Origin of the sequence: Boseongicola sp. (genome assembly GCA_014075275.1) — a bacterium.
Lineage (GTDB): Bacteria > Pseudomonadota > Alphaproteobacteria > Rhodobacterales > Rhodobacteraceae.
Genome location: CP046179.1, coordinates 1,388,436 through 1,413,816 on the forward strand (window position 1 = coordinate 1,388,436; position 25,381 = coordinate 1,413,816).

Below are 25,381 nucleotides of genomic sequence, written 5' to 3' on the forward strand. Positions count from 1 at the left end.
AGCAGGATCGACCAGACCCGGCGACAAGACCGGGCGCAAATAGCTGCGCCTTGCCTCTTGTCGCTGGATTTGGCTGTATGAGGCACCCCTCAGGGAGATGCCACGGGATGAGCCAAACCGACGACACGACAGATGAACACGGTCAAGTCCGCGACCGACGTGGCGAATGGCGACCAGCTGAACCGGTGCGATTCATGCCGCTATTGGACTGGCCGGTGAAGCCGTCGACGATTGTCAAATGGTTCTTCGGAGTGCCGGGATTTCTGGTGCCGTGGTATGGGGTGTATCTGGGTTTGACGCTGATTGCGTTTTTCTATTTCACGCCCGAACTGGCGCGGATGGAGCGGCTGGCACCGGGATGGGCATTCGAGATTTTCGCACGCAATCTGGCTCTGGTTTTTCTGTTCACCGGCGCCTTACACATTTGGCTGTATCGCCTGCGTGGCCAGGGGCGAAAGACAAAGTACAGCGGCCATTGGATGGCGAAGAATGACCGGCGCTTTCTATTCAATGATCAGGTTTATGATAATGTTTTCTGGAGCTTAATTGGTGTTGTCGTTTGGTCGACGTTCGAGATTGGGCTATGGTGGGGCTATGCAAATGGGGTTCTGCCATACAGTGACAACCCGGTTTGGTTCGTCGTCTGGATGTTGCTGATGCCGTTCTGGCGAAACTTTCATTTCTATTGGATCCATCGGTTGATCCATTGGCCGCCGCTCTATCGCACGGTGCATTATCTGCATCATAAGAACGTCAATGTCGGACCCTGGTCGGGGATGGCAATGCATCCGGTTGAACAGGTCCTTTATTTCAGTTGCATGCTGATCCATCTGGTGGTGCCTTCGCATCCTCTGCACATGATGTTCAACGGTATTGCTACAGCGTTGGGACCCGGCGTCAGTCACTCTGGCTTTGATGAACTGGTCTTCGGGAGCAGGATTTCAGTACGGAAAGAAAAGCTGATGCATTATCTGCATCATCGCTATCACACGGTAAATTTTGGGGAGTCGGCAGTGCCGCTGGACAAGTGGTTCGGCAGTTTTCACGATGGCAGCCCGGAAGCCGATGCAAGGTTTCGACACCGGCGCAGTCAGGCGGTGCGGTAGCCGCACAGCTGTGCTAGGCTCTGCCCATGTTGCAGAAAAAAGCCATTCCAATCGACGCAATTCACGTGCCGGTAAAGCGTGCTAAAACGCTTGAACCGGACAAAGTTGAGGCACTTGCCCATGACATTCTGGAGAACGGTCAACAGGTGCCGATTAGGGTGCGCGCAGACGGCGAGCGTTTTGTTTTGATCGAGGGCTATCATCGTCTGGAAGCCCTGAGGGCCTTGGGTGAAGAGACAATCGAAGCCTATCTGGTGCACGCTAGGTTGCATTGATGTGCCGGCGAAGTCCGCGACGGACTTCGGATCGAAAATCGTTCAGGATTTTCGTGCCCCTCACACCCCGAGGCACCAACGCATGATGGCCTTTTGCGCATGCAGCCGGTTTTCAGCTTCATCGAAGATGACCGAGTGCGGGCCGTCCATGACGGCGCTGGTGGCCTCTTCTTCTCGGTGGGCTGGCAGGCAATGCATGAACAGGCTGTCGTCTTTGGCATGCGCCATCAGCGCGTCATTCACCTGATAGCCGCGCAGCTGGTTGTGACGCCGCTCTTTCGTGGTCTGGCTGTCGTGCATGGATACCCAGGTATCGGTGACGACCAGATCCGCATCCTGAACAGCTTTTGCCGGGTCGCGTTCAATGGTGACGGCAACGCCTTTTGTGCGGGCAAGGTCGACGAATTCTTTTTCCGGGTCCAGCGTCGGCGGGCCGGTGAACGTCAGGTTGAAGCCGAACTGTCCGGCTGCGTGCAGAAATGACGCGCACACGTTGTTGCCGTCACCTGACCAGACTACGTTCTTGCCCTTGATCGGTCCGCGGTGTTCTTCGAACGTCTGGATATCGGCCATGATCTGGCAGGGGTGGGTGCGATTGGTCAGCCCGTTGATCACCGGCACGGTGGCGTGTTCGGCAAGCTCGAGCAGGGCTTCTTCTTCGAACGTCCGGATCATGATCAAATCGACATAGCGGCTGAGCACGCGGGCGGTGTCGGCGATGGTTTCGCCGTGGCCTAGCTGCATTTCCTTGCCTGAGAGAACCAGCGTTTGCCCGCCCATCTGCCGCACGCCGACATCAAACGACACTCGGGTTCGGGTCGAAGGTTTTTCAAAGATGAGTGCGACCATGCGACCGTCCAGCGGGCGATCATCATCCAGCGCGCCTTTGGGGCGCCCGGCCCGGGCGGATTTCATCCGGGCGGCACTGTCGATGATGGCGCGCAATTCATTTGGATCGGTTTTGTGGATGTCGAGAAAATGCGTCATGTTGTTTTGCTTTCCTTGGCAGTGCCGGGGGCCAGCCCCCGGACCCCCGGAGTATTTCGGTCAAAAAGAAGATCAGCTATTGGCGGCGGATTCCAGTGCGGTGGCAGCGCGATCCAGTCGGGCGACGGCTTCTGTAAGTTCATCGTCGGTGATGGTGAGGGCCGGAAGCAGTCGCAGGGCATTGTCGGCAGCCGGGACCGTGAGCAGATTTTGGTCATAGCCGGCATTAAGGACATCCGCGTTTACGGCTTTACACTTAAGACCCAGCATCAGGCCGGTGCCGCGCACGCTTTCAAAGATATCGGGGTGCGCGGCGACCAGACCTTCGAGACCTTGGCGAAATTTGCTGGCTTTGCGGTTCACCTCGGCAAGGAAAGCCTCGTCGTCGATCACTTTCATCACAGCATTGCCGATGGCCATGGCCAGCGGGTTGCCGCCGTAGGTCGATCCGTGGGTTCCTGCTGTCATGCATTCGGCGGCCTTTTCGGTGGCCAGCAATGCACCAAGTGGGAAGCCGCCGCCGATGCCTTTAGCGACCATCATGATGTCTGGTGTGATGCCCGCCCATTCGTGGGCGAAGAGCTTGCCGGTGCGGCCCATCCCGCATTGGACTTCGTCAAAGATCAGAAGTGCAAAGACTTCGTCGCAGGCGTCGCGCAGACCTTTAAGGCATTGATCGGGAACTGGAATAATGCCGCCTTCGCCCTGGACGGGTTCAATGATGATTGCGGCCGTTTTATCGCTGATGGCGGCGGTCAGTGCCTCGTGATCGCTGAAGTCTATATGCTTGAAGCCTGGAAGCAGCGGGCCAAAGCCTTTAGTCATCTTCTCGGATCCGGCGGCAGCGATACCGGCAGCAGACCTGCCATGGAACGACCCGGTGAAGGCGATGATTTCCGAGCGGTCTTCGCCTTTGTCGAACCAGTATTTGCGCGCCATCTTCACGGCCAGTTCGCAGGCTTCGGTTCCTGAGTTTGTGAAAAACACCGTGTCGGCGAAAGTGGCGTTTACCAGACGGTCGGCCAGTTCCTGTTGACCGTCGATGCCATAGAGGTTCGAGGTGTGCCAGAGTTTGCTGGCCTGCTCGGTCAGAGCCTGCACCAATGTGGGATTTGCATGTCCAAGGGATGCCACCGCAATTCCGGACCCAAGGTCGAGGTATCGGGTGCCATCTTCTTCCATCAGCCAGGCGCCTTCGCCTTTGACGAAGGTCATGGGGGCACGGTTATAGGTGGGCAGAATCGACGGTATCATCGGCATAGACCTTATTCAGAAGCCAGAGAGGTGCCAGTGGCACAGGCGGCTGTCAACAATTGTAAAGGAGGAAAGGACGTGCAGGCACGCGGACGGGATCGCTTAAAATCAGCGTCGGCGTCGGAGCGATATCAGGGCCATCTTCGTCATGGGCGGGTCTTTAGCGGAACTGATTTGACATGACCAGTGCTTATTTGGCCGAAACCCGCCACTTTGACGGGCAAAAATGTTGCACGCGCGCAGAGATCGGCAATTTTCTGGCAAATTGCGCTGGCAATTGCGGGAAGGTGGTCTTGTGGGCGGTGGTTGGGGTGATTAGTATGAGGCTTCAATCCAAAAAGGCAGGAAAAGCTATGTCCTGGACCGATGATCGCGTCGATCTTTTGAAGAAAATGTGGGGAGAAGGCCAATCGGCCAGCCAGATCGCCAAAGAGCTTGGCGGCGTCACCCGCAATGCTGTGATTGGCAAGGTGCATCGTTTGGGCCTGTCGAATCGTTCTGGTGGTACACCAGCCGCACCCGAAAAGAAGGCGGCCAAGGAGAAGGCAGCTCCGGCAGCCAAGGCCGCAACGAAGGTCGCACCGCAGGATAAGGTTATTGAGGTCACGGTTACTCCGAGAAAACCGATTGTGCCCGCGGGCCAGCCCCTGCCACCGCAACCTTCCGCCAACGAGATCAGCCCCGAAGCGCTGGCCACGGTGCGTGAAGTTGAAAAGACTGCCAAGAGGATCAGCCTGATGGAACTGACCGAGCGGACCTGTAAATGGCCGATTGGCGATCCGGCGACGGATGATTTCTGGTTCTGTGGTCTGGGTGTTCAGCAGGGCAAGCCGTATTGCGAGGCCCATGTCGGCGTTGCGTTCCAGCCAATGTCGAGCCGTCGGGACCGTCGCCGCTAAGACTTCTGCAATTCTGGCTTTAGCCTTGGGAAACGCTACCCTTGGTTCAGTGCGCAAATCAGTACGAATGGGCAATCAGGAATAGTCCTGCTCGATAAGCGCGTCTTCCATGGCGATTGCGCGTTTCCCTACGTCTGTCAGAAACTCGACCACGGCGCGCACCCGCGCCGTGTGTCTTAGATCTGTTTGCAGCAGAATCCAGATCGAACGGTCAGACACAACCGGAGTTGTCGGAACGACCGTCAGTTCAGGGAAGTGCGCAAGCGTCCCAAATGGCACAATGGCCATGCCATGTCCCTGTCTGAGAAGTTGGTTAATCAGGATGGGGTCCCGCACATCCATGTCACGCCTGGCCTTTGGAAATAGATCCAGCTTATCCAGTTCCGGGTTCGGCCACAGCGTCGATTTCCCGATCCAGTGCAGCCCTTCCCCATCTGGACCGCGGTTTTCCCAATGCCGCGTGACATAGTCTTTGCTGGCAAGGACAGCGGCGTTGTAGGAATAGAGTTTGCGACCAACCACATCGTCTTCGACGCTCCACGCCGCACGATAGCTGACGTCGGCGGGCGATTTTGCCAGGTCTTCAACCCGATCTGATACCGAGACCTTTAATTCTATGTCGGGATATAGGCTGCGGAAGCGTCCCATTTCCGGCGGCAACACATAATTCGCCACCCAAGACGACATATTGAGATGAACCGGCCCCGCCAATCGGGAGTCCAAACCACTGACCATCCGTTTGGCATCAATCACCGCGCCTTCGGCGATTTTGGCTTTTTCCAGAAGGTTTAGGCCTGCCGCCGTTAACGTGACGCCTCGCGATTTTCGGTCAAAAAGTCGAACATCATAGGCCGCCTCCAGCGCCTTGATATGGCGATCCACCGTTGCGTGATTGACCTTCAGCCGTTCGGCCGCAGCGCGGAACGTGCCAGTCCGGGCCGCTGCAAGAAAAAATGGAAGCTCTGCCCAACCAACGTTTCTCCAAGAATCGTCGATGTCGTCGTCGTAGGAGATCGTGTCTTTGGTGCGTTTTCTATCCATTGTGGCGCAGTATTTCGTATTTAGGATTGTCTGTCATCCAAATATCGATGGGAAGGAACAAACTTACGAGGGAAAAATGTCTGAACATTCCAACCTACATGCCGGACAATGTTATTGCGGCAAGGTTCATGTCGAGGTCGAAGGCGATCCGGTTTTTGCCGCCTACTGCCATTGTGAGTCATGTCGGAAATGGCATTCTGCGCCAATGACTGCCTTGGCAGCATGGCCCGAAGACTCCGTCAAAGTTCATGGAACCACCACCGTCTCAGACAAGAATGACGAGTCTCAAAGAACGTCCTGCGCCAGGTGTGGGGGGAATGTTTTGACAACCAAGCCCGGCATGGGTTGGAAAATCGTGTATCCGCTTACTCTGTCAGGCTCGGATTTCAGCTACAATCCAGCGATGCACACATTCTATGACGAGCGCGTTGTGGATTTTAACGACGGCCTTCCGAAGTTTTCTGATGTGCCCGCCGAGGCCGGGGGAAGTGGCGTGATGATCGATGAGCCGTCTTTATCGGGATGGCGCAGTTAGCAACGAGAGCGGAAGAACCAGTCGGATTACAAACTTTCGGGCACACTGGTTTATCCAGCATGCCCGAATGATTGGTTGTTGTTCCAGCCGCTATGCAGCGATCTGGCGGGCCTTTTCGACCAGAACTTCTGCCTGGCGGATTGACGCATAGTCGATCAGACGGCCATCTAACGAAACTGCCCCCTTACCCGCGGCTTCGGCGTCGGCCATGGCCGCAAGAATGCGGTGTGCTTTTTTGACCTCGTCCTCGGAGGGGCTCATCACCTCGTTCGCCAGGGCGATCTGGCTTGGGTGGATGGCCCATTTGCCTTCGCATCCCAGAACGGCAGCGCGATACGCAGCCGCTTTGTAGCCCTCGGGATCGGAGAAATCCCCGAACGGACCGTCAACAGGACGCAGGCCGTTAGCGCGCGCGGCAACGACCATATTCGCGATGGCCGAATGCCACATGTCGCCCCAATGAACGGCGCGGGATCCATCGTCGGCAGGATCTGTCAGCACCGAATAATGCTGGTTCACGCCGCCGATGACTGTGGTGCGCGCGCGCATAGAGGCGGCATAGTCAGCAACCCCGAAATGCAGGCTTTCGTTGCGCTTGGAAGCGCCCGCAATCGCCGACACATTTTGCATGCCCAACGCAGTCTCGATTATGTGTTCAAAACCGATGCGTTTGGTCAGGCCCATGGCGTCTTCCACCTGGGTCACAAGCATGTCCACAGCGTAGACATCCGCGGCTGTTCCGACCTTGGGAATCATGATCAAATCCAAACGCTCGCCGGCCTGCTCGATGATGTCGACGACATCGCGATACATATAGTGCGTGTCCAGTCCGTTGATACGAATCGACATTGTCTTGGTGTTCCAGTCGATCTCGTTCAGGGCCTTGATGATGTTCTTCCGCGCCTGCGGTTTCTCATCTGGCGCGACAGCATCTTCGAGATCAAGAAAGATCACGTCAACGTCGGATTGCGCCGCCTTTTCAAACATTTGCGGTTGTGATCCGGGGACAGCCAACTCGCTTCTGTTAAGGCGGGCGGGGGCCTGTTCGATGGGGTGAAAGCTCATGGCAGAATGCTCCTGTTCTAGCCGTAATTTTGCCCTGCCAAGGTTGGCATTGAGCGGAGCAAGGAGATTGATTTGTGCAGAAGTCAAGAAATTTTAGTGCATACAGAAGCATACTGACGGCTGGAAATTACCGCTGTTTCGTGGTGCTGCCCTGCTCGCCGGGAAGCCGGGACGAGTAGTAAAATGCGATGGCTTGAGCGCGGTTTCTGACAGCCAGTTTCTCATAGAGGTTTGAGAGGTGAAATTTCACCGTGTTGGTGGTGATTTCAAGCTCTTTTGACAGCTCGCGATTTGTCAGTCCTTTTGAAAGTGCTTCCAGCATTACCCGCTCTTTGCGGGACAGGGATTGGATTGAATCTGCCTGCAGGTCGCGGATATCGATGAATGGGAAAACCATCTTGCCGCTGGACACATCGATGCAAGTCGACGTCAGGCCCTCGACTTCGCCCGAACGCGGCGCAAAGCCCGCGGCCCCCGCCGACATTGCCAATCGGGGAAGGTCGCTTCGATCATCGCCGTAGACCACAAGTTTGGGGGCCGGTTGTTGTTCGCGCAGAATCTCGATCAGACGGGCGCCGCCAATGACTGGCAGGTTCCAGTCGATCACACCAACCTCGACCGGCACCCGCAAACAGGTCGAGAGGAACCCTTCGGCGGTAGACGTGGTGGCCAGAACAGAGAATCGCGGATCCCGTTCAAAGATCTCAGACATGGCCGACAGCACTAGCGGATTGCTGTCTGCAAGCATGATGTCAATCGGCCTATCTTTCATTTAACCCTCTGATTACAATCAGTGAATTCCAATAATCTACCCATTTAGGTAGTGCTTTTTTCGGTATACTGTCGAATACTTACACTTATGGGTAGTATTTTGCCCACCCAATTTGATACCCAAAAGCAGGAATAACGCGTGTTGTGGAATTTCGCAATCCCGCCGAAATGGTCCGCACCGCACCAGACGGCGGCGCAATTTTCGACGGAGATCGCTTATGACCATGGATGTTTACCCGCAGCTGGAAATTCCTCAGACCATCGCTGCTGGCCCTGGTCCGGGCAACACGGACGCCCGCGTCATGCAGGCCTTCTCTCGTGCCGGTTTAGCTGATCACATGCAGGCCGATGTTCTGCGTGGCATGGTCGAATGCAAAGAGATGCTCCGCACCGTCATGGGCACAAAGAATACTTACACCTACGGCGTAGCCGGCACCGGCTGGAGTGGTTTGGACGTCATGTTCAATGCCGTGCAACCTGGCGACAAAGTGGTCATGTTCGTCAATGGCACCTTTTCCGGCATCGACGGGCTGACGGTCCGGATGAAAGCTGCGACCGAGGTCGAACTGGCAGCAAATCCGATGGACCCGCAGCCTGAAAGCGTGATTATCGTGACAGTTCCGCACGGTCAGTCGGTTGCGGCAGACGTTGTCGAAGAAGCGCTGGCTTTGCACAAACCCAAGTGGGCCGCGATGGCGCATTGGGAAACCGGGTCCGGCCGGATCAATGACATTCAAGGTTTTTCAGATGCCTGCGAACGTCACGACGTTATGGGTCTTGTCGATGCTGTATCTTCTCTTGGCGTCGAAGATTTCTGCATCGACGACTACCCCGGCGTCCATGGCTGGGCATCCTGTCCGCAAAAGGGCATCTGTTGCTTGCCGCTAACATATGCGCCCGTTTCCTTCACAGATCGCTATATCGAAACGCTGAATGGCACTGGCACGCGCAGCTTTGTTCATCACCCAATTTTGGAAGCGCGTCATTGGGGCATTATCGACGGTATGGACGTCGAAAAGGGCACCTATCACCGCACCCATTCAGCGTATGCAGTGGCGGCGTTCCACGAGGCACTGCGCATCACCTTGCAGGACACCGTGGCCAAGCGCGCCGAAAAATATGTGCACCACGAGGCCGCCCTGCGAGGCGCTTTGACCGCCATGGGATGTGATGTCACGTCGAACATGACGTCATTGGTGGTATTCAATCTGCCCGCTCCGCTGGCGGGGCGCGAAATGGAATTGGTGGAGAACTGCCGCGCGGAAGGCTTTGGCATCTGGCCAACCCTTTCGGCACCTGTGCAGGTGCGCATTGGCATTCTCAATCTTTTGTCCGCCGCGCACGTCACCCAGATCGTCAATCTTTTTGCTGACGCTTTGCGCAAGTTGGGCATCGAGGTCGATCAAGCGACGATCGATCAGTGCCTTGGCATCCACTACAACGCCGTCATGGCAGCCGAATAAGGAAGCCCATCATGAACATTCACGAATATCAGGCAAAAGAAGTCCTGGCCGGTTTTGGGGTGGATGTGCCACCCGGTGCATTGGCCTATTCGCCCGAGCAGGCAGCCTATCGCGCCCGCGAAATGGGTGGCGCGAAGTGGGTTGTGAAAGCACAGATCCACGCCGGGGGCCGTGGTAAGGCTGGTGGCGTCAAAGTCTGCGACAGCGAAAGCGAAATTCAAGAAGCCTGCGAAGAGATGTTCGGCAAAAAGCTGGTGACCCATCAAACGGGACCTGAAGGTCAGGGGATTTACCGGGTCTATGTGGAAGCTGGCGTGCAGATCGATCGCGAAATTTATCTGGGGTTCGTTCTGGACCGGTCCAGCCAACGCGTCATGATCGTGGCGTCGGGTGAAGGCGGCATGGAGATCGAGGACATCTCGGCTGACAAGCCCGATTCCATCGTGCGTTCGACCGTTGAACCGGCCGTGGGTCTGCGCGAGTTCCAAGCCCGCGAGATTGCCTTTGCATTGGGCATCAAGCCAGCTCAGACGCAACAGATGGTGCGCACCCTTCTGGGTTGCTACCGCGCATTTACCGAGTTGGATGCCACGATGGTTGAGATCAACCCGTTGGTGATTACCAGCGACGACCGCATCTTGGCGCTGGATGCGAAAATGACTTTCGATGATAACGCCCTGTTCCGTCATCCGCAGATATCCGAACTGCGTGACAAGTCACAGGAAGATCCGCGCGAAAGCCGCGCGGCTGATCGCGGCCTGTCTTATGTCGGTTTGGACGGCAACATTGGTTGCATCGTGAACGGCGCCGGTTTGGCCATGGCCACCATGGACACCATCAAACTGGCTGGCGGTGAGCCTGCGAACTTTTTGGATATTGGCGGCGGGGCGACACCTGACCGTGTGGCGAAAGCCTTCCGGTTGGTGATGTCAGACAAGAATGTTCAGGCCGTTCTGGTTAACATCTTTGCCGGGATCAATCGCTGCGATTGGGTCGCCGAAGGTGTGGTTCAGGCGCTGAAAGAGGTCGAGGTGGACGTGCCCGTGATTGTCCGTCTTGCCGGAACCAATGTTGAAGAGGGTCAAAAGATCCTTGCCAAATCTGGTCTGCCGATCATTCGCGCAACCACATTGATGGAGGCCGCCGAGCGTTCGGTCGGCGCATGGAAAAGCGACATCTCGCAAGGTGTCAGAGTAAGGGCTGTGTCATGAGCATACTTCTGGACGAAAACACCAAGGTCATCGTGCAAGGGATCACCGGTAAGATGGCCCGTTTCCACACCAAAGACATGGTGAGCTATGGAACCAAAGTTGTTGGTGGTGTGGTTCCTGGCAAGGGTGGCGAAGTCGTCGAAGGTGTTCCGGTCTTTGACACAGTAAAGCAAGCGGTTGAGGCAACGGGCGCAGAGGCAAGTCTGGTCTTTGTTCCTCCGCCCTTTGCTGCCGACAGCATTATGGAGGCCGCAGACGGTGGCATCCGGTACTGCGTTTGCATCACTGACGACATTCCGGCCCAGGATATGATTGCCGTCAAACGTTATATGATGCGCTATCCGCGTGATCGCCGCATGGTTCTTACTGGCCCAAACTGTGCGGGCACAATCAGCCCTGGCAAGGCGCTGTTAGGCATCATGCCTGGTCACATCTATCTGAAAGGCAACGTCGGGATTATTGGTCGTTCCGGGACTTTGGGATACGAGGCGGCTGCTCAGTTTAAAGAGCGTGGAATTGGTGTGTCGACATCCATTGGTATTGGTGGCGATCCGATAAATGGGTCGTCATTCAAGGACATGTTGCAGCGTTTTGAGGAAGACAGAGACACTCATATCATTGCAATGATTGGGGAAATTGGTGGACCGCAGGAAGCTGAGGCGGCGGCCTTCATCAAAGAGAACGTCACTAAGCCGGTTATCGCATATGTCGCTGGTTTGACCGCACCGAAAGGGCGCACCATGGGGCACGCGGGCGCGATCATCTCGGCCTTTGGTGAAAGCGCATCGGAAAAGGTCGAGATCCTTTCGGCCGCCGGAGTGACGGTTGCTGAAAACCCGGCGGTGATTGGCGAGACCATTGCCTCCGTCATGCAGAAGGTCGCTTAGAATGGCAAAACCATCGGTCCTCGTAACGCGTCGCTGGCCGAAAGCCGTCGAAGCCCAACTGGCCGAGCGTTACGATGCAACTTTCAATACCTCGGACCGCCCTCTAGGCGGCAGCGACTTGCGGGGGGCGATGGCGCACTATGACGCCATACTAACGACGGTCACCGACAAACTGGGACCAGATGTTTTTGACGTTCGCGCGCCAAAGGCCAAAATACTTGGCAACTATGGTGTCGGCTATTCGCATATCTGCGCGGACTCGGCCAAATCGTTGAATTTGACAGTCACCAACACGCCAGACGTATTGTCGGAGTGTACGGCCGACATCGCGATGACTTTGATGTTGATGGCAGCACGGCGCGCGGGCGAAGGCGAGCGGGAGTTGCGGGCTGGGGGGTGGAGCGGATGGCGGCCAACTCATCTGGTCGGCACAAAGGTCAGTGGCAAAACCCTTGGAATCGTCGGATTTGGGCGCATTGGCCAGGAAATGGCCAAACGTGCGCATTTCGGATTTGGAATGGAAATTGTTGTTCAGAACCGCTCAAAGGTGGCCGACGATAAATTGCAACAGTTCAATGCTCGGCAGGTCGAAAGCATCGAAGACCTTCTACCATTGTGCGATTTCGTCTCGCTGCACTGTCCGGGTGGTACAGCAAACCGCCACCTGATCAACAGCGCAAGGCTTGATCTCATGAAGCCCGATGCGTTCCTGATCAACACAGCTCGGGGCGAAGTTATCAATGAACACGCGCTTATTCAGGCACTGAAGTTTGAGACCATCGGTGGTGCCGCGCTGGATGTTTTTGACGGAGAGCCGAAAATTGCGCCAGAGCTGATGGAGTGTGACAACCTTGTCATGTTGCCACATCTGGGGTCAGCGACGCGCGAAGCCCGCGAAGCGATGGGCTTTCGCGTGCTAGACAATCTTGAAGATTTCTTCGCAGGGAGAGACCCGAAAGATCGCGTAATCTGAGCCGTCGGAATAGTTCCTATTTGGATTTGGGTGCCAAGGAACTTCCTTTGGCACCAGAAGAGGTCAATCCTCTCTCCAAATGCGGAGAAGTTCCAAACTGCTTGCGATAAACGCGAGAGAAATAGGATTGGTTGCTGAAACCGCTGGCCATGGCCACATCGATGAGGCGCATGTTTGTCTGCTGGATCAGTGACCGCGCATGCTCTAGCCTTAGTTTCAGGTAGTAGGATTTCGGGCTTTTCCCCAAGTGCTTTGAGAACAATCGTTCAAGCTGGCGCGTAGACATACCGACATGGGTCGCAATTTCGCTGGGACGCCAAGGCTCTTCCAGTTCAATGCGCATTATGGCCAGGGCATCGGCGAGCTTTTGATTGCGCACGCCCGAGCGACAATTATCGGACAACACTTGGTCGTGACGCTCGGTCCGCGCCGTTGAGCACGCCAGTCTGTCGGCAACGCCTGTCGCGATCTCAGTGTCGCATAGTCGCGCAACCAAATGCAGCATCATGTCAACAGTCGACGCACCACCAGCACAGGTGACAATGTTCATATCCATACTGAAGATCGAAGTGCGCACTTCGACTTCGGGATTGGCCTCGGCAACGGCCGCGCGTTGCAGCCAGTGAACAGATGCCGAGCGGTCTTTGAGCATTCCCGCTTGTGCGAGCGCAACTGTGCCACCGCCGAGCGACACGATCATTGCCCCGATCCGGCGCGCTTTGCGAAGCCAGCCGACAGTCTTTAAAGTATTGTCTGCCGAACTGTGGTCGCCCCCGCAAACGAAAATAAGATCGCTATGCCCGACGTCGCCCAGCGCGCCGTCTACCGCGAGACTTAGGCCGTTCTGCGATTCCTGAGGTTTACCATTCTCGGTAACAATCTCCCATGAAAACAGTGCCTTATCGGCGTGCTGGTTCGCGGCGTGAAGCACGGCTACCGCGCTGGAAACATCGATGGGAGCATAACGCGGCAACAAAAGAAACACGCAACGGCGGGCGGCCGAGTCCGGGATTGTTGAAGATTGCTCTTCAATCGCCTTATTGGCTGACTTCGGCATCGCGCCCACCATAACCCCCGACTACGCGCGCATATTGGCGCCATTGGCGTCATAGATCGGCGCGCCGAGAACTTCGGCGTCGAACATCTCGCCCAGAATTTCGACCTGAAGCGTGGAGCCCGGCACGGCATGTTCAGAGGCGACATACCCCATGGCCATCGAACGACCGACACGGTGCGCATAGCCCCCAGACGACACGTAGCCGACGGCGGCGCCGTCTTTCAGGATCGCCTCGTCGTTACTGACGTCAATGCCATCGACGTCGATGGTCATCGTTACCAGCTTCTGTTTGGGTCCACTTTCTTTGGCAGCCAAAGTCGCTTCTTTACCAACGAAGTCTTTTTTCCAGTTGATGAAGACATCCATGCCGGATTCAACCGCGTCAAAGTCCGGGCGGAATTCAAGCGTCCAGACGCCCCAGCCTTTTTCAAGGCGCATCGACATTAGTGCCCGTGCACCATACCAACGGTAGCCCAGATCTGCGCCAGCAGCTTCAAGCGCTTCAGCAAGTCGGAGCAAGTATTGTGGCTTGCAGTAGATTTCGTAGCCCAATTCGCCAGAGAAGCTAATCCGGTTCAGAATGACCGGCACCCCACCAACAAAGGTCTGCCGCAGATCGCGGAATTTGAAGGCTTCGGCGCCGACGTTTTCACGGCATAGGCGGGCGAGAAGATCGCGCGACTTTGGCCCGGACAATGCAACACCATGCCAGTCGTCCGACACGTTCTGATAAGTCACGTCATCTGGTAGGTCTTTCTGGAACCAACGGCTGTGCGCATCTTGCATCGCGCCCGACCCGAAGAGCATGAAGTGCTCGTCACCCAAACAAGCGACGGTCAGATCGCCGTAGAGTTTGCCTTTTGGTGTCAGCATTGGCGTCAGGGTCAAACGGCTCGGTTTGGGAACGTATCCGGCCAGAGTGCGGTTCAAGTATTCGCGTGCGCCGGGGCCTTTGAACTCGTGCTTGGCGAAGTTGGCGATTTCGATCCCGCCAACGTTTTCCTGAACAGCCTTGATTTCACGTGCGACATAGTCGTGGCTGCGGTTGCGTTCGAAGGTCGGCACTTCGTGTGCATCTTCGGCATTGTCGGCAAACCAAAGCGCATTTTCCAGACCAAAGCCCTGCCCCATCATCGCGCCCTTTGAGACAAGGCGGTCATAAAGCGCTGTGGTTTTCTGCATCCGGCCTTTTGGCAATGTTTCGTTCGGGAAGGTCATTACAAACCGTCGTTCGTAGTTTTCCGACGATTTGATTGTGCCCCAGTCCGGCGTCGCAAATTCGCCGAAGCGTGCAACGTCCATGGCCCAAACATCGATCGAGGGTTCGCCATCGATCATCCATTCGGCCATGGTAAGACCAACGCCGCCACCCTGGCAGAAACCGGCCATGACGCCGACGGCGCACCAGTAGTTTTTCATGCCCGGAACCGGACCGATCATCGGGTTGCCGTCAGGTCCGAAAGTGAACGGGCCGTTGATCATGTCTTTGATGCCCACTTCGCCAATAGTCGGGATGCGTTCGAACGACATCTCGAGCCGGTCCGCGATGCGGTCCAGGTCAGGTTGCAGCAGTTCATGGCCGAAGTCCCATGGAGTGCCATCAACTTTCCACGGTGTTGACTTGGGCTCGTATGTGCCCAGGAGCATGCCCTGACGTTCCTGACGGAAGTAGATATTGGCTTCATAGTCGATCCCGGCAGGCAAACGCCCGGCTTCGCCCATGCTTTCCATCCGCTCGGCGATCATCGGGATTTTTTCGGTGATCAGATAATGGTGCTCCATCGGCTGCACTGGCAGGTGAATCCCCGACATATGGCCGACTTCGCGCGCCCAGAGGCCCCCGCAATTAACGACATGCTCGGCATTGATCTTACCTTTTGGAGTTGTCAGATCCCAGCTGCCATCCGGGCGCTGGCTCATCGCGGTTACACCGCAGTGCGTGAAGTATTGAGCGCCGTGCACGCGGGCCGACTTGGCGAACGCATAGGTCGCGCCCGAGGGATCAAGGTCGCCATCTTGCTCGTCCCAAAGGGCTGCGTGATAGTGCTTGGGATCTATCAGCGGGTGGCGCTCGGCCAGCTCTTTTGGCGAAATAAATTCTTGATCCAGCCCCATGTAACGCGCTTTTGAACGCTCGCGTTTCAGATAGTCATACCATTCTTTGGTTGAGGCGGCGTAGAAACCGCCTGTGATATGAAGGCCAACAGAGTGCCCAGAGGTTTCTTCTATTTCCTTATACAAATCAATTGTATAGCTCTGAAGGCGGCTGATGTTAGGGTCAGAAGAGATGGTGTGGATTTGACCTGCTGCATGCCAACTTGAGCCTGATGTCAACTCGTCACGCTCAAGCAGAACGGCGTCTTTCCAGCCAAATTTGGCAAGGTGAAACAAGATCGAACACCCAACGACGCCTCCGCCGATGACAACGACTTTGGCATGAGACGGAAGCTTTTTGCCGCCAACTTCTTCTTTTTGAATGTCGGGCATGGGTTTCTCCTTGGTTCAAGTGCAGGCGGCAGAACCGGCCGGGCGTATTTTGTTTATCGGATGGATTGATTGGCGGATGCCCTAGTACCAGGCATCCGGCAGTTCTTCCTTGCGTTTGGCAATGTAGGCTTGCAGAGCTTCGCGGGTTGACGGATCAATTGGCGGCGCCTGATAGTCTTTCAACATGCCCGTCCAACGCTCGTAGGCGCGGTGGCGCATATCTTTCGAACCGGCCTCTTCCCAGCTTTCGACATTCTCGCTGTCGCTCAGCTTTGGTTCATAAAAGGCTGTTTGATAATTGCGCATCGTGTGGCCGCATCCAAGGAAGTGGCCGCCTGCATCAACTTCATCATATGCATCGCGTGCAAAGGCTTCATCTGACACGTCTAGCCCTTGGCTGAGCACTTTTTGATATGACCCCAAGCGATCTGCATCCATGATGAGCTTTTCAAAACCGACACAAAGCCCACCTTCCAGCCAGCCAGCCGAATGCAGAACAAAATTTGCTCCGGCAAGCATGGTGGAATGCATTGAATCAGCACTTTCATATGCCGCTTGAGCGTCTTCGAGTTTGGACGCGGTCAGGGAACCACCGCATCTAAGCGGCAGCCCAACTCGACGCGCCAATTGGCCAATAGCATAGTTCGACACAACGGGCTCAGGCATGCCAAACGTTGGCGCACCGGATTTTAGCGACATCGACGAAAGGAAGTTCCCCAGAACAAATGGCGCGCCAGGTCGCAACAGCTGCACATATGCACAAACCATCATTGCTTCTGCCATTGCTTGCGCCACGCTGGCGGCGGTCGAAACCGGCCCCATGGCGCCCGTCAAGATAAAGGGCACAACAATCATGCCCTGACCGCGCGAGGAATAGACACGCGCTGCTTCGGCAACAACCTTGTCCACCAGAAGCGGTGAGTTGGTGTTTACGTTGCCCATGATGACGCAGTTTTGCTCCATCACATCTGCGCCAAATACGATCTCGGCCATGTCGACGCTGTCTTGGGCGCGGCTCATCTCGGTGATGGCTCCGAGGTGCGGCTTGTCGCTCATTGTCATATGGGCATAGAGCATGTCCAAGTGACGTTTGCTGACCGGAACATCGCAGGGTTCACATGTAACAAAACCACCATGATGCAGGTTGGGGTGCATATAGGTCAGACGCACCAAATCATTAAATGCCGCCAAATCGCCGTAGCGCCGCCCGCCCTCAAGGTCACGCACGAATGGCGCACCGTATATCGGGGCAAAGACCTGATTTACGCCGCCAATTTTTACCGACCGATCGGGATTGCGGGCCAATTGGGTGAATTCGCTTGGCGCTTTTGAACAAAGGTTGCGGATCCAGTCCGCCGGTGCGCGAACGATATCACCATCAACCTTTGCGCCTTCGCGCTTCCAAAGCTCAAGGGATTCGGGATCATCGCGAAACGCGATGCCGACATCCTGTAAAATCCAGTCAACCTGAGCTTCAAGCCGCTCAATCTGCTCTTCATCCAACGCTTCGAAGAAAGGCAGCACCCGCTGGATATACGGAGACGCCGGAACTCCGGACTGAGACGACTCGCGATTGCGAGCCGCGCGTGCGCGTCGTGCCATTTAGATTTCCCTCATTCCGAATCTTTGAATAAATCTAACCTATGGAAATTGCATTGTGACGCTTGAAAAAATGTATGCGTTGGATAATCTGTAGTTATGCAAGAGCTTTGGCACCTTCTTTCCTCTCCCCGTCACATCATGGTCTTTGAGGCCGCGGCGCGGCATGGCTCGTTCACTCTTGCGGCAGACGAATTGAACGTGCAGCAGCCGGCCGTAAGTGCCACGATCAAACAACTGGAAGAAACGCTGGGCCTGGCGCTGTTCGTGCGAGAACATCGCCAGATTTCCCTGACAGCGGCAGGTTTACGGCTCTATTCGGACGTCAACCGCAGCTTTGAAGACCTTTTGGTTTCCGCGCGCGCCGTCCGCCATCTGTCACGTGAGGATTATGTGACTTTGAACGCTTCGTCGGCGTTCAGCTACTATTGGATGATGCCTCACCTGACCCAATTGCATGAGCGCCATCCGGGCATTGACCTGCGCCTACAGGCCAGCGATCGCGAACCGGATATCGACTCGGAAAACATCAGCCTGGCAGTTCGCCGTGGTGATGGAAGCTGGCCGGGTTGCGAGTCTGCGCTGATCGCCATCGAAGAAATCTACCCTGTCGCATCACCTCGGGTAATGGCCACCGCTGTTAATTTGAAAGGGTTGGCAAATCTACTGCACCAGCGGCTGATCCACCTTGAAGAACCTATCCGTGACCGTCCAACCTGGCGCCAGTGGTTCGCCCATTTTGACATAAAAAACGCGACGGTCGAGGGCGGTTTGCGGCTGAATGATTATGCGCTGGTTTTGCAGGCCTGTATGGCTGGCGAAGGTTTTGCATTTGGATGGAAGCATCTGACTGATCCGCTGGTCCGGGATGGCGTCATGGCGGCCAAGCCAGAATGGACATGGAAGACAGGTTTGGGGTTTTATTTGGTTTGGTCAAAGACCCGCCCATTGAGTTCTGCGGCGAAAAACGTGCGAGACTGGATTCTTGAAGATCGCTAAGCAAGTTGATCCGTGCAAAAAGTAAACTTCGTGAGACGGTTCAGTCCGCATGATGTGACCACGAAATGGATTGAGTATAGAGAGGCCGATGGTTCAAGGTGGGTTTACAGGACCGAACGCTGGCCTCCAGCACGGTTCGCCAGCCAGACCACCACATCGTCAATGCGGGGATGTTCAAGGGTCATTATCCTGCCACGGCGCGTTATGCCGAATTATCAGTCTGAAAAGAATGGGACCTGAACGTCCACCTGCCGGTGTTGGCTTTTTATATTGGTTCGATTCGGAAGATAGTGAACGTTAAGTGTCCGGGTGGGACCGATTTCATTCGCTGACCGGCAATTTGAAGCATAGCTTTCAACGTCTTTCCCCTTGGCGCGGAACCGGTTATCAGCCCCACCCATGACCCAGAACCCACCCACTCTGCGCCCCGACCTGGCGAATGCCCGCGTTCCGGATGCCGCCCGCCCCGGCCAGCCGACAATCGGCATGGTCAGCCTTGGCTGCCCCAAGGCTCTGGTCGACAGCGAACGCATCCTGACACGTCTGCGCGCCGAGGGTTATGCCATCAGCCCCGACTATGGCGGTGCGGATGCAGTCATTGTGAACACCTGCGGGTTTCTGGATAGCGCCAAGGCGGAAAGTCTTGATGCAATTGGCGAGGCGCTGACAGAAAACGGGCGGGTGATTGTGACGGGCTGCCTTGGGGCCGAGCCCGAATACATCACCGGTGCCCACCCCAAAGTTCTGGCGGTGACCGGCCCGCAACAATACGAACAGGTGCTGGATGCGGTCCATGTCGCTGTTCCGCCCTCGCCCGATCCCTTCGTCGATCTGATGCCCAGCGCCGGGGTTAAACTGACCCCGCGCCACTACAGCTATCTGAAGATATCCGAGGGCTGTAACCACAAGTGCAAGTTCTGCATCATCCCCGACATGCGTGGCCGTCTGACGTCGCGCCCGGCCCGCGCCGTGCTGCGCGAGGTGGAAAAGCTGGTCGAAAGCGGCGTGCGCGAATTGCTGGTGATCAGCCAGGACACCTCAGCTTATGGCACCGATTGGAAAGAGCGCCCATCCAAGGCCCCAATCATTGACCTCGCCCGTGATCTTGGCAGCCTCGGCGCCTGGGTGCGAATGCATTATGTCTACCCCTACCCCCATGTGCGCGAGTTGATCCCGTTGATGGCGGAGGGCGGCGTTCTGCCCTACCTCGACATCCCGTTTCAACACGCCCATCCCGATACGCTGAAGCGCATGGCCCGACCCGCCGCCGCCGCCCGCACTCTGGACGAGATTGCCGCATGGCGCGCAACTTGCCCCGACATCACCCTGCGCTCGACCTTCATCGTCGGATACCCCGGCGAAACCGAAGACGAGTTTCAAACCCTGCTCGATTGGCTGGATGAGGCGCAACTGGATCGCGTAGGTTGCTTCAAATACGAGAATGTCGACGGCGCACGGTCAAATGCCCTGCCAGACCATGTATCAGATGACGATAAGGAAGATCGCTGGCACCGCTTCATGGCCAAATCCCAAGCCATCTCAGAGGCCAAACTCAACGCCAAGATCGGTCAGACAATCGAAGTCATCGTTGACGAGGTCGACGATGACGCCGCCACTTGCCGGACAAAAGCCGATGCGCCCGAGATTGACGGCAACCTTTTCATCGACGACGGCCAAGACAGTCTGAACCCCGGTGATATCGTCACAGTCGAAATCGACGAAGCCTCGGACTACGATCTCTGGGGTCGCCTGAAAGGTTCCTGACCCCCGCATTCTCGTCGTCAAACATCTAAATTTTTTTAAATACGCACCCTCGCCGACCATCAGGTCGGCGCGGATCGCCTTGGCCGCAGGGCAAGGCGAAATCAGATCAGACAATGCGACCCATTACATGGGCATCCAGAAACTCACCCTTGCGCCAAACGTAGGCCCATAGCGTGCCCTCAACTTCAAAGCCGAATTCCTGATAAAGCGAAATCGCACCCGAATTGTCGGTCCAGACATACAATCCCAAACGCTTCAGCCGCAGCCAGTCGTCCGACATCCGGATCATCTCTGCCATCAACTGCCGTGCGACGCCTTTGCGCAAACTGTCAGGATGCACACAGATCATGTTGATCTCGCCGACATGGCTGTGCCTGGCGGCATCGGGCGCAGTCACCAATTCCGCATAGCCTGCCACCTTGCCGTCTCGCATCGCGACCAACTTGAACACCGCCGGATCTGACGCCATTCGGTTCTGGGTATATTCCAATGGTTGATGCGGCACGCGCATGGTGCCGGTCATGGTGTGATCCGCCACCATAATCTCATGCACCCGCAAAGCATCTTCCGGACGCGCATCGCGAACGATGTCTTCCATCACATCCCCTCCAAAAGTCGTTGTGACTATGAGGAGTAGTTTAGCTCAACATCGCCAGGTATGTCAGCCGTTCCATAAGCCCAGCAATATCACCACCTAGGCGACACCGCCGGCTATCGCGGTCAAAAACACGCCCGCACTTGCCGCATCCTTGGCTTTGCCAGCCAATGGATGCCGCTCGGTCGAGATATAGTCGACCGTATACTCAATCGCTGTGTTGAAAATCTCGGCTGCCAGCAAAAGCACACCCAAGACCAGAATCAACGCGCGCTCGCCTGTCGCCAGTGGCAAATAAAGTGCCAGCGCTATCGAGCCGACGTTGACCCAGACCCACGAGCGAAACGATGGTTGCTCGACCCAGGCATCGGTTATTCCGGCCCAGCTCCAAAGAATGCGCGACCGCGTGCGCTCGACAAAATCAGAGACCGTTTTCATACCCAACTGTTGCCGGGCAACAGGCAAAAGGTCAATCAGCCGATGACATCAGCCTGGCAACACGCTCGATCATTTCACCGTTGCGGCAAAACGCAGGGATACCGACCGCATCATTGTCCATATATTCTTCGCAGGCACCAGGGTTTGCACAACCCGAGCAGGCAAGAACAGCGTCATGCATTTCGTCGGGCGCAATCAGCCCGCTTTGCAGAGCCAGTTCAAGATCAGCGCCACTGCGATCTGCCATCCGCGACATCAGGCGCTCGTGCCGCACTATTCGGGAAATAAAACTCATCTCAGGCCTCCTTCTGACCCAAGCCTGCGCCATCCAAAACGAGATTTCCCTGATCTATGTCAAATTACTGCGCGGCCGCGACTGTGCGTTGAACAATCCGAATCCGGTCGCCATTGGGCGGATGCGTGCCCAGAAACTGGTCCCCGGGATCGCGTGAACGCTGGAAATAAAGCACACCGCGCAGGGGGTCATATCCAGCCTGCATGGCTATGCGGGCACCCAGCGAGTCTGCTTCCAGTTCGAAGTTCTTCGAGAATCGTCTTGCTCCAATGGTGCCACCGATGTTCTGGGCCGCTTCCACACCACTTGCATCAAAACCGGCAAGGGACCCCAGAACGGCACCTAGCAACGCCCCGGTTGTCGCAGACGTCTGCGTTTGCGGAATATGCCCCTCAATATGGTGGGCTGCTTCGTGGCTTAGGGCAAAGGCCAGTTCATCACGGTTTCGCATCTCGGCAAATAGCGCGCGCGTGAAGCCAATGACTGGACGGCCCTGTTTGTCCAATGTCTGGTAGGCGTTCGGCGGCAGAGAATCGTCAGGGTCGATGATGATCGCGAAATCACAATTCAGTCCGGGCCGCATCTGACGACAGGACCGCTCGGCAATCGGCTCAACCCGGCGCACAACGGCGCGAAAATCGGCTGCGGATTGCGGTGAACCACTTCGCGTCGCGGTCGGAAGCGGTGCGGTGGGGCCGGACGGCACATTTACAGTGGAAACTTCGCAGGCGGCTAGGCCGATCAAAACAACGGCAATCAGTGGAATACGCAAAGGACAAAACCTCATTTGACACACATCTCAAGCTATTGATGCCGCATAACCCGGGCCAAAGGCAATCACGCCCATGAAACGCTTGCGACCTTCCGCCAATCGCGCCAACCTCACCCACATGTTTACTATCGAACACGAATTTGACGCCACTGTCGTCACCCTGATCGACGACGCTGCACAGCATCGTCAGGAAGATATCACCATCAACGCTTTCGAAGATTGCATCACGATCGAGCAATTCGATGAACGCACCAAATCTGTTCAGAAAATCACCCTGTCGCTGGCGCAACTCGCTGATCTCACGTCAGCGCTCAATCTGCCCGAGGGTGTTTATCGTCAGCGCACGGAAGACGAGGCTTAGATGACAAAGACCACCGGCCTTTTTACCGACGAACGCTGTTTCTGGCACTCGGGCGGCAACTACGCATTCATGTCCCCGGTTGGCGGTATGATGCAGCCCACAGCCACGGGCGGTCTGCCGGAAAACCCGGAGACCAAGCGCCGCCTGAAAAACCTGGCTGAGGTCACGGGCCTTCTTGGCGAACTCAACGTCCAATCCGCTGCCCCGGTCACGATGGAGGATCTCGTTCGCGTCCACCCCGCTGATTTCCTCGCAACCTTCAAATCCACTGCCGAAGCGGGTGGCGGTGAAACCGGAATGCGCGCGCCCTACGGCCCCGATGGCTATGACATCGCCTGTCTGTCCGCCGGCCTGGCCAAAGCCGCGCTTTTCGATGTGCTGGACGGCAAACTCACCAATGCCTACGCGCTTTCGCGTCCACCGGGGCACCACTGCCTGCCCGACTGGCAAAACGGTTTCTGCCTTCTGGCCAATATCGCCATCGCAATCGAGGCCGCCCTTGCCAGCGACCGCGCCAAGCGGATCGCGGTCCTCGATTGGGACGTGCACCACGGCAACGGGACCGAGGCGATCTTCTACGACCGCGCCGATGTGCTGACCATTTCAATGCATCAGGATCGCAATTATCCAATGGACACCGGCGCAGTCGCCGACCGGGGCAACGGGGCTGGAGAGGGGCACAACCTAAACATCCCGATCCCCCCAGGTGCAGGCCACAACAGCTGGAAACAGGCACTCAATCAACTCGCTCTACCGGCCATAAAGGCATTCCAACCCGATGCCATCATCGTCGCTTGCGGCTTTGACGCCGCCGCCTTTGACCCCTTGGGCCGTATGCTCTGCACTGCTGAAACCTTCGCTGACATGACCAGCGCCACGATGGACCTCGCTAACGACATCTGCGGCGGCAAGCTCGTCATGGTGCACGAAGGCGGCTATTCGGAAACTTACGTCCCTTTCTGTGGCCACAACGTGCTGCAATCCCTCGCAGGCTCCAAAATCCACGCCCCCGATCCTTACGCTACCACTCTGGAAAAACGGCAACCCAACCCAGCGTTCAAAGCGTGGATTGCTACGCAACTTGACGATATGGCCAAAGCCCTTTCCTGACCAATTTGCATTCTTTCTGGCAAGAAATACTCCCGCCGGAGGCAAGAATATCCGCGCGGGCGTCAGCCCGTGCGCGGATCGACGCGCCAAAAGGCGCGGCGAAACAAGATCACGGGGCTGGAAAAGGCGCCATTGGATAAATACTTAAGCCGCGACAACAAGGATCACTCATGCCCGACGCCAACCAACCCGTTCTGGATTTCCTCGCCACTCGTCGCTCGCGACCCGCGAAAATCCTGACCACCCCCGTACCCGACCGCGAAGAGATCACTCGGCTTCTGACAATTGCTGCCCGCGCGCCTGATCATGGCAAGCTGGAACCCTGGCGCTTCATCGTGCTGGAACGCACCGCCTTGCTGCGGCTGGCTGGAACTATAGACGCGCGTGGCGCTGCACTCACAATTGCGCCCGAGAAGATCGAGAAAATGCGCAACCAATTCGACATGGCCGACCTGGCTGTTGCAATAGTTGCCAGTCCCCGACCCCCGGAAAAGATCCCTAAGGTCGAGCAAACCTTGTCAGCAGGGGCTGTGGCCATGCAGCTTTTGAACGCAAGCCTTGCCGCCGGTTGGGGCGCAAACTGGCTTAGCGGCTGGGCCAGCCACGACCGCACCTGGCGCGAAACCAATCTGGGGCTGATGCCCCACGAATGGTTGGCCGGGTTCATCCATATCGGCACGCCAAAGACCACACCGCCCGAACGGCCCCGTCCCGACCTTGACAAGATAACCGAATGGATCACCGCGTGATTTTCACCAGCTTCACCACTGCCGCCGGACAACTCAGCGATCCGCGCTTCCGGTCCGTCTTGCTGAAAGGACTGGCCCTGACGTTCGGTCTGTTGATCAGCGCCTATCTGGTGCTTTTCTGGGGCGTCCAATGGATGCTGCCCGACCAAATCACCCTGCCTTTCATCGGCGAGATCACCTTTCTGGACGACCTTCTGTCCTGGGGTTCGGTTATATTGTTATTCTTCCTGTCGCCCCTCTTGATGGTGCCCGTTGCCTCGGCATTCACGGGCCTTTTCCTGGATGATGTCGCCGACGCGGTCGAGGCGGAGCATTATCCGAGCTTTCCGCCAGCCCGACGCGTTGGGATCTGGGAAGGGCTGCGCGAATCTCTACGATTTCTCGGCGTTTTAGTTGCGGCGAACCTTGCCGCACTTCTGGTTTACATAATCCTGGCCCCGCTCGCGCCGCTTATCTTCTATGGTTTGAACGGGTTTCTTCTGGGCCGGGAATATTATCGCATGATAGCAGTCCGCCGCCTTGGACGTGAAGGTGCCACAGCCGCCTTTCGTCACAACCTGCCGACGATCTGGATCGCAGGCGCGCTGATGGCCTTCCCGCTGACGATTCCGTTGGTCAATCTACTGGTGCCGGTGGTGGCCGCTGCCACTTTCACCCATATCTACCACCATTTGGAACGCGGCTGAGC

Annotated in this window: 26 protein-coding genes; 14 read left to right on the top strand and 12 right to left on the bottom strand. The window is 56.6% G+C overall.

Annotated features, from left to right (window positions below):
* Nucleotides 1–107: 107 nt before the first annotated feature.
* Nucleotides 108–1,106, top strand: coding sequence for a sterol desaturase family protein (locus GKR98_06995; GenBank protein QMU57965.1), 999 nt, complete (start codon nt 108–110; stop codon nt 1,104–1,106).
* Nucleotides 1,107–1,132: 26 nt separating this feature from the next.
* Nucleotides 1,133–1,381, top strand: a complete 249-nt coding sequence (locus tag GKR98_07000) for a chromosome partitioning protein ParB (GenBank protein QMU57966.1) — start codon at nt 1,133–1,135, stop codon at nt 1,379–1,381.
* 60 nt (nt 1,382–1,441) lie between these two features.
* Here the strand turns inward: GKR98_07000 and argF are convergent, their stop codons facing one another.
* Nucleotides 1,442–2,368 (bottom strand): ornithine carbamoyltransferase, encoded by a 927-nt coding sequence (argF, locus tag GKR98_07005; protein QMU57967.1) that lies wholly within the window; start codon nt 2,366–2,368, stop codon nt 1,442–1,444.
* 72 nt (nt 2,369–2,440) lie between these two features.
* Nucleotides 2,441–3,622, bottom strand: a complete 1,182-nt coding sequence (locus tag GKR98_07010; GenBank protein ID QMU57968.1) for an acetylornithine/succinylornithine family transaminase — start codon at nt 3,620–3,622, stop codon at nt 2,441–2,443.
* Nucleotides 3,623–3,975: 353 nt separating this feature from the next.
* Here GKR98_07010 and GKR98_07015 point away from each other — a divergent pair, with 353 nt between their 5' ends.
* Nucleotides 3,976–4,521 (top strand): GcrA cell cycle regulator, encoded by a 546-nt coding sequence (locus tag GKR98_07015; GenBank protein QMU57969.1) that lies wholly within the window; start codon nt 3,976–3,978, stop codon nt 4,519–4,521.
* Nucleotides 4,522–4,596: 75 nt separating this feature from the next.
* Here GKR98_07015 and GKR98_07020 read toward each other — a convergent pair whose 3' ends face one another.
* The gene (locus GKR98_07020; protein QMU57970.1) at nt 4,597–5,562 is read right to left on the bottom strand and encodes a LysR family transcriptional regulator; all 966 of its coding nucleotides are present in this window, start codon (nt 5,560–5,562) and stop codon (nt 4,597–4,599) included.
* 76 nt (nt 5,563–5,638) lie between these two features.
* On the opposite strand from GKR98_07020, the gene GKR98_07025 reads away from it, so the two are divergent.
* Nucleotides 5,639–6,097, top strand: a complete 459-nt coding sequence (locus tag GKR98_07025) for a GFA family protein (protein ID QMU57971.1) — start codon at nt 5,639–5,641, stop codon at nt 6,095–6,097.
* Between the two features lie 90 nt (nt 6,098–6,187).
* On the opposite strand, the gene GKR98_07030 is transcribed toward GKR98_07025, so the two are convergent.
* Nucleotides 6,188–7,162 carry a CoA ester lyase gene (locus GKR98_07030; protein QMU57972.1) on the bottom strand — a complete coding sequence of 325 codons (975 nt, stop codon included), beginning with the start codon at nt 7,160–7,162 and terminating at the stop codon, nt 6,188–6,190.
* Nucleotides 7,163–7,289: 127 nt separating this feature from the next.
* Nucleotides 7,290–7,910 (bottom strand): response regulator, encoded by a 621-nt coding sequence (locus GKR98_07035; protein QMU60003.1) that lies wholly within the window; start codon nt 7,908–7,910, stop codon nt 7,290–7,292.
* A gap of 247 nt (nt 7,911–8,157) precedes the next feature.
* Between GKR98_07035 and GKR98_07040 the strand changes: the two genes are divergently transcribed.
* The 4 genes from GKR98_07040 to GKR98_07055 are packed head-to-tail and all read left to right on the top strand — an operon-like array spanning nt 8,158 to nt 12,467.
* Nucleotides 8,158–9,396, top strand: a complete 1,239-nt coding sequence (locus tag GKR98_07040; GenBank protein QMU60004.1) for an aminotransferase class V-fold PLP-dependent enzyme — start codon at nt 8,158–8,160, stop codon at nt 9,394–9,396.
* Nucleotides 9,397–9,407: 11 nt separating this feature from the next.
* A complete protein-coding gene (locus GKR98_07045) occupies nt 9,408–10,607 on the top strand; it encodes a malate--CoA ligase subunit beta (protein ID QMU57973.1) in 1,200 nt (399 codons plus the stop codon).
* Nucleotides 10,604–11,494, top strand: coding sequence for a succinate--CoA ligase subunit alpha (gene sucD, locus GKR98_07050; GenBank protein ID QMU57974.1), 891 nt, complete (start codon nt 10,604–10,606; stop codon nt 11,492–11,494). Before GKR98_07045 ends, sucD begins: the two co-directional genes overlap by 4 nt.
* A gap of 1 nt (nt 11,495) precedes the next feature.
* Entirely contained in the window at nt 11,496–12,467 is a 972-nt protein-coding gene (locus GKR98_07055; GenBank protein QMU57975.1) for a D-glycerate dehydrogenase, read from the top strand.
* A gap of 16 nt (nt 12,468–12,483) precedes the next feature.
* On the opposite strand, the gene GKR98_07060 is transcribed toward GKR98_07055, so the two are convergent.
* From GKR98_07060 to GKR98_07070, 3 genes are all read right to left on the bottom strand, one after another.
* The gene (locus GKR98_07060; protein ID QMU57976.1) at nt 12,484–13,536 is read right to left on the bottom strand and encodes a helix-turn-helix domain-containing protein; all 1,053 of its coding nucleotides are present in this window, start codon (nt 13,534–13,536) and stop codon (nt 12,484–12,486) included.
* A 9-nt stretch (nt 13,537–13,545) separates the two neighbouring features.
* On the bottom strand, nt 13,546–16,011 hold the full coding sequence (locus GKR98_07065) for an FAD-dependent oxidoreductase (protein QMU57977.1): 2,466 nt from the start codon (nt 16,009–16,011) through the stop codon (nt 13,546–13,548).
* Between the two features lie 81 nt (nt 16,012–16,092).
* Nucleotides 16,093–17,613: a trimethylamine methyltransferase gene (locus GKR98_07070; GenBank protein ID QMU57978.1), complete on the bottom strand. Its 1,521-nt coding sequence runs from the start codon at nt 17,611–17,613 to the stop codon at nt 16,093–16,095.
* A 96-nt stretch (nt 17,614–17,709) separates the two neighbouring features.
* Here GKR98_07070 and GKR98_07075 point away from each other — a divergent pair, with 96 nt between their 5' ends.
* On the top strand, nt 17,710–18,609 hold the full coding sequence (locus tag GKR98_07075) for a LysR family transcriptional regulator (GenBank protein QMU57979.1): 900 nt from the start codon (nt 17,710–17,712) through the stop codon (nt 18,607–18,609).
* Between the two features lie 399 nt (nt 18,610–19,008).
* Entirely contained in the window at nt 19,009–20,373 is a 1,365-nt protein-coding gene (gene rimO / locus GKR98_07080) for a 30S ribosomal protein S12 methylthiotransferase RimO (GenBank protein QMU57980.1), read from the top strand.
* A gap of 106 nt (nt 20,374–20,479) precedes the next feature.
* Here the strand turns inward: rimO and GKR98_07085 are convergent, their stop codons facing one another.
* The 4 genes from GKR98_07085 to GKR98_07100 form a co-directional block, all read right to left on the bottom strand.
* A complete protein-coding gene (locus GKR98_07085; protein QMU57981.1) occupies nt 20,480–20,971 on the bottom strand; it encodes a GNAT family N-acetyltransferase in 492 nt (163 codons plus the stop codon).
* Nucleotides 20,972–21,067: 96 nt separating this feature from the next.
* Nucleotides 21,068–21,406 carry a diacylglycerol kinase gene (locus GKR98_07090; GenBank protein QMU57982.1) on the bottom strand — a complete coding sequence of 113 codons (339 nt, stop codon included), beginning with the start codon at nt 21,404–21,406 and terminating at the stop codon, nt 21,068–21,070.
* 31 nt (nt 21,407–21,437) lie between these two features.
* On the bottom strand, nt 21,438–21,701 hold the full coding sequence (locus GKR98_07095; protein QMU57983.1) for a hypothetical protein: 264 nt from the start codon (nt 21,699–21,701) through the stop codon (nt 21,438–21,440).
* A gap of 64 nt (nt 21,702–21,765) precedes the next feature.
* Nucleotides 21,766–22,488, bottom strand: a complete 723-nt coding sequence (locus GKR98_07100) for a M48 family metalloprotease (GenBank protein ID QMU57984.1) — start codon at nt 22,486–22,488, stop codon at nt 21,766–21,768.
* Between the two features lie 103 nt (nt 22,489–22,591).
* Here GKR98_07100 and GKR98_07105 point away from each other — a divergent pair, with 103 nt between their 5' ends.
* From GKR98_07105 to GKR98_07120, 4 genes are all read left to right on the top strand, one after another.
* On the top strand, nt 22,592–22,834 hold the full coding sequence (locus GKR98_07105) for a hypothetical protein (GenBank protein ID QMU60005.1): 243 nt from the start codon (nt 22,592–22,594) through the stop codon (nt 22,832–22,834).
* Nucleotides 22,835–23,944, top strand: a complete 1,110-nt coding sequence (locus GKR98_07110; GenBank protein ID QMU57985.1) for a class II histone deacetylase — start codon at nt 22,835–22,837, stop codon at nt 23,942–23,944.
* Nucleotides 23,945–24,114: 170 nt separating this feature from the next.
* Nucleotides 24,115–24,693 (top strand): nitroreductase, encoded by a 579-nt coding sequence (locus GKR98_07115; protein ID QMU57986.1) that lies wholly within the window; start codon nt 24,115–24,117, stop codon nt 24,691–24,693.
* Nucleotides 24,678–25,379 carry a hypothetical protein gene (locus GKR98_07120; GenBank protein ID QMU57987.1) on the top strand — a complete coding sequence of 234 codons (702 nt, stop codon included), beginning with the start codon at nt 24,678–24,680 and terminating at the stop codon, nt 25,377–25,379. The genes GKR98_07115 and GKR98_07120 overlap by 16 nt, the downstream gene beginning before the upstream one ends.
* The last annotated feature ends 2 nt before the right edge of the window (nt 25,380–25,381 follow it).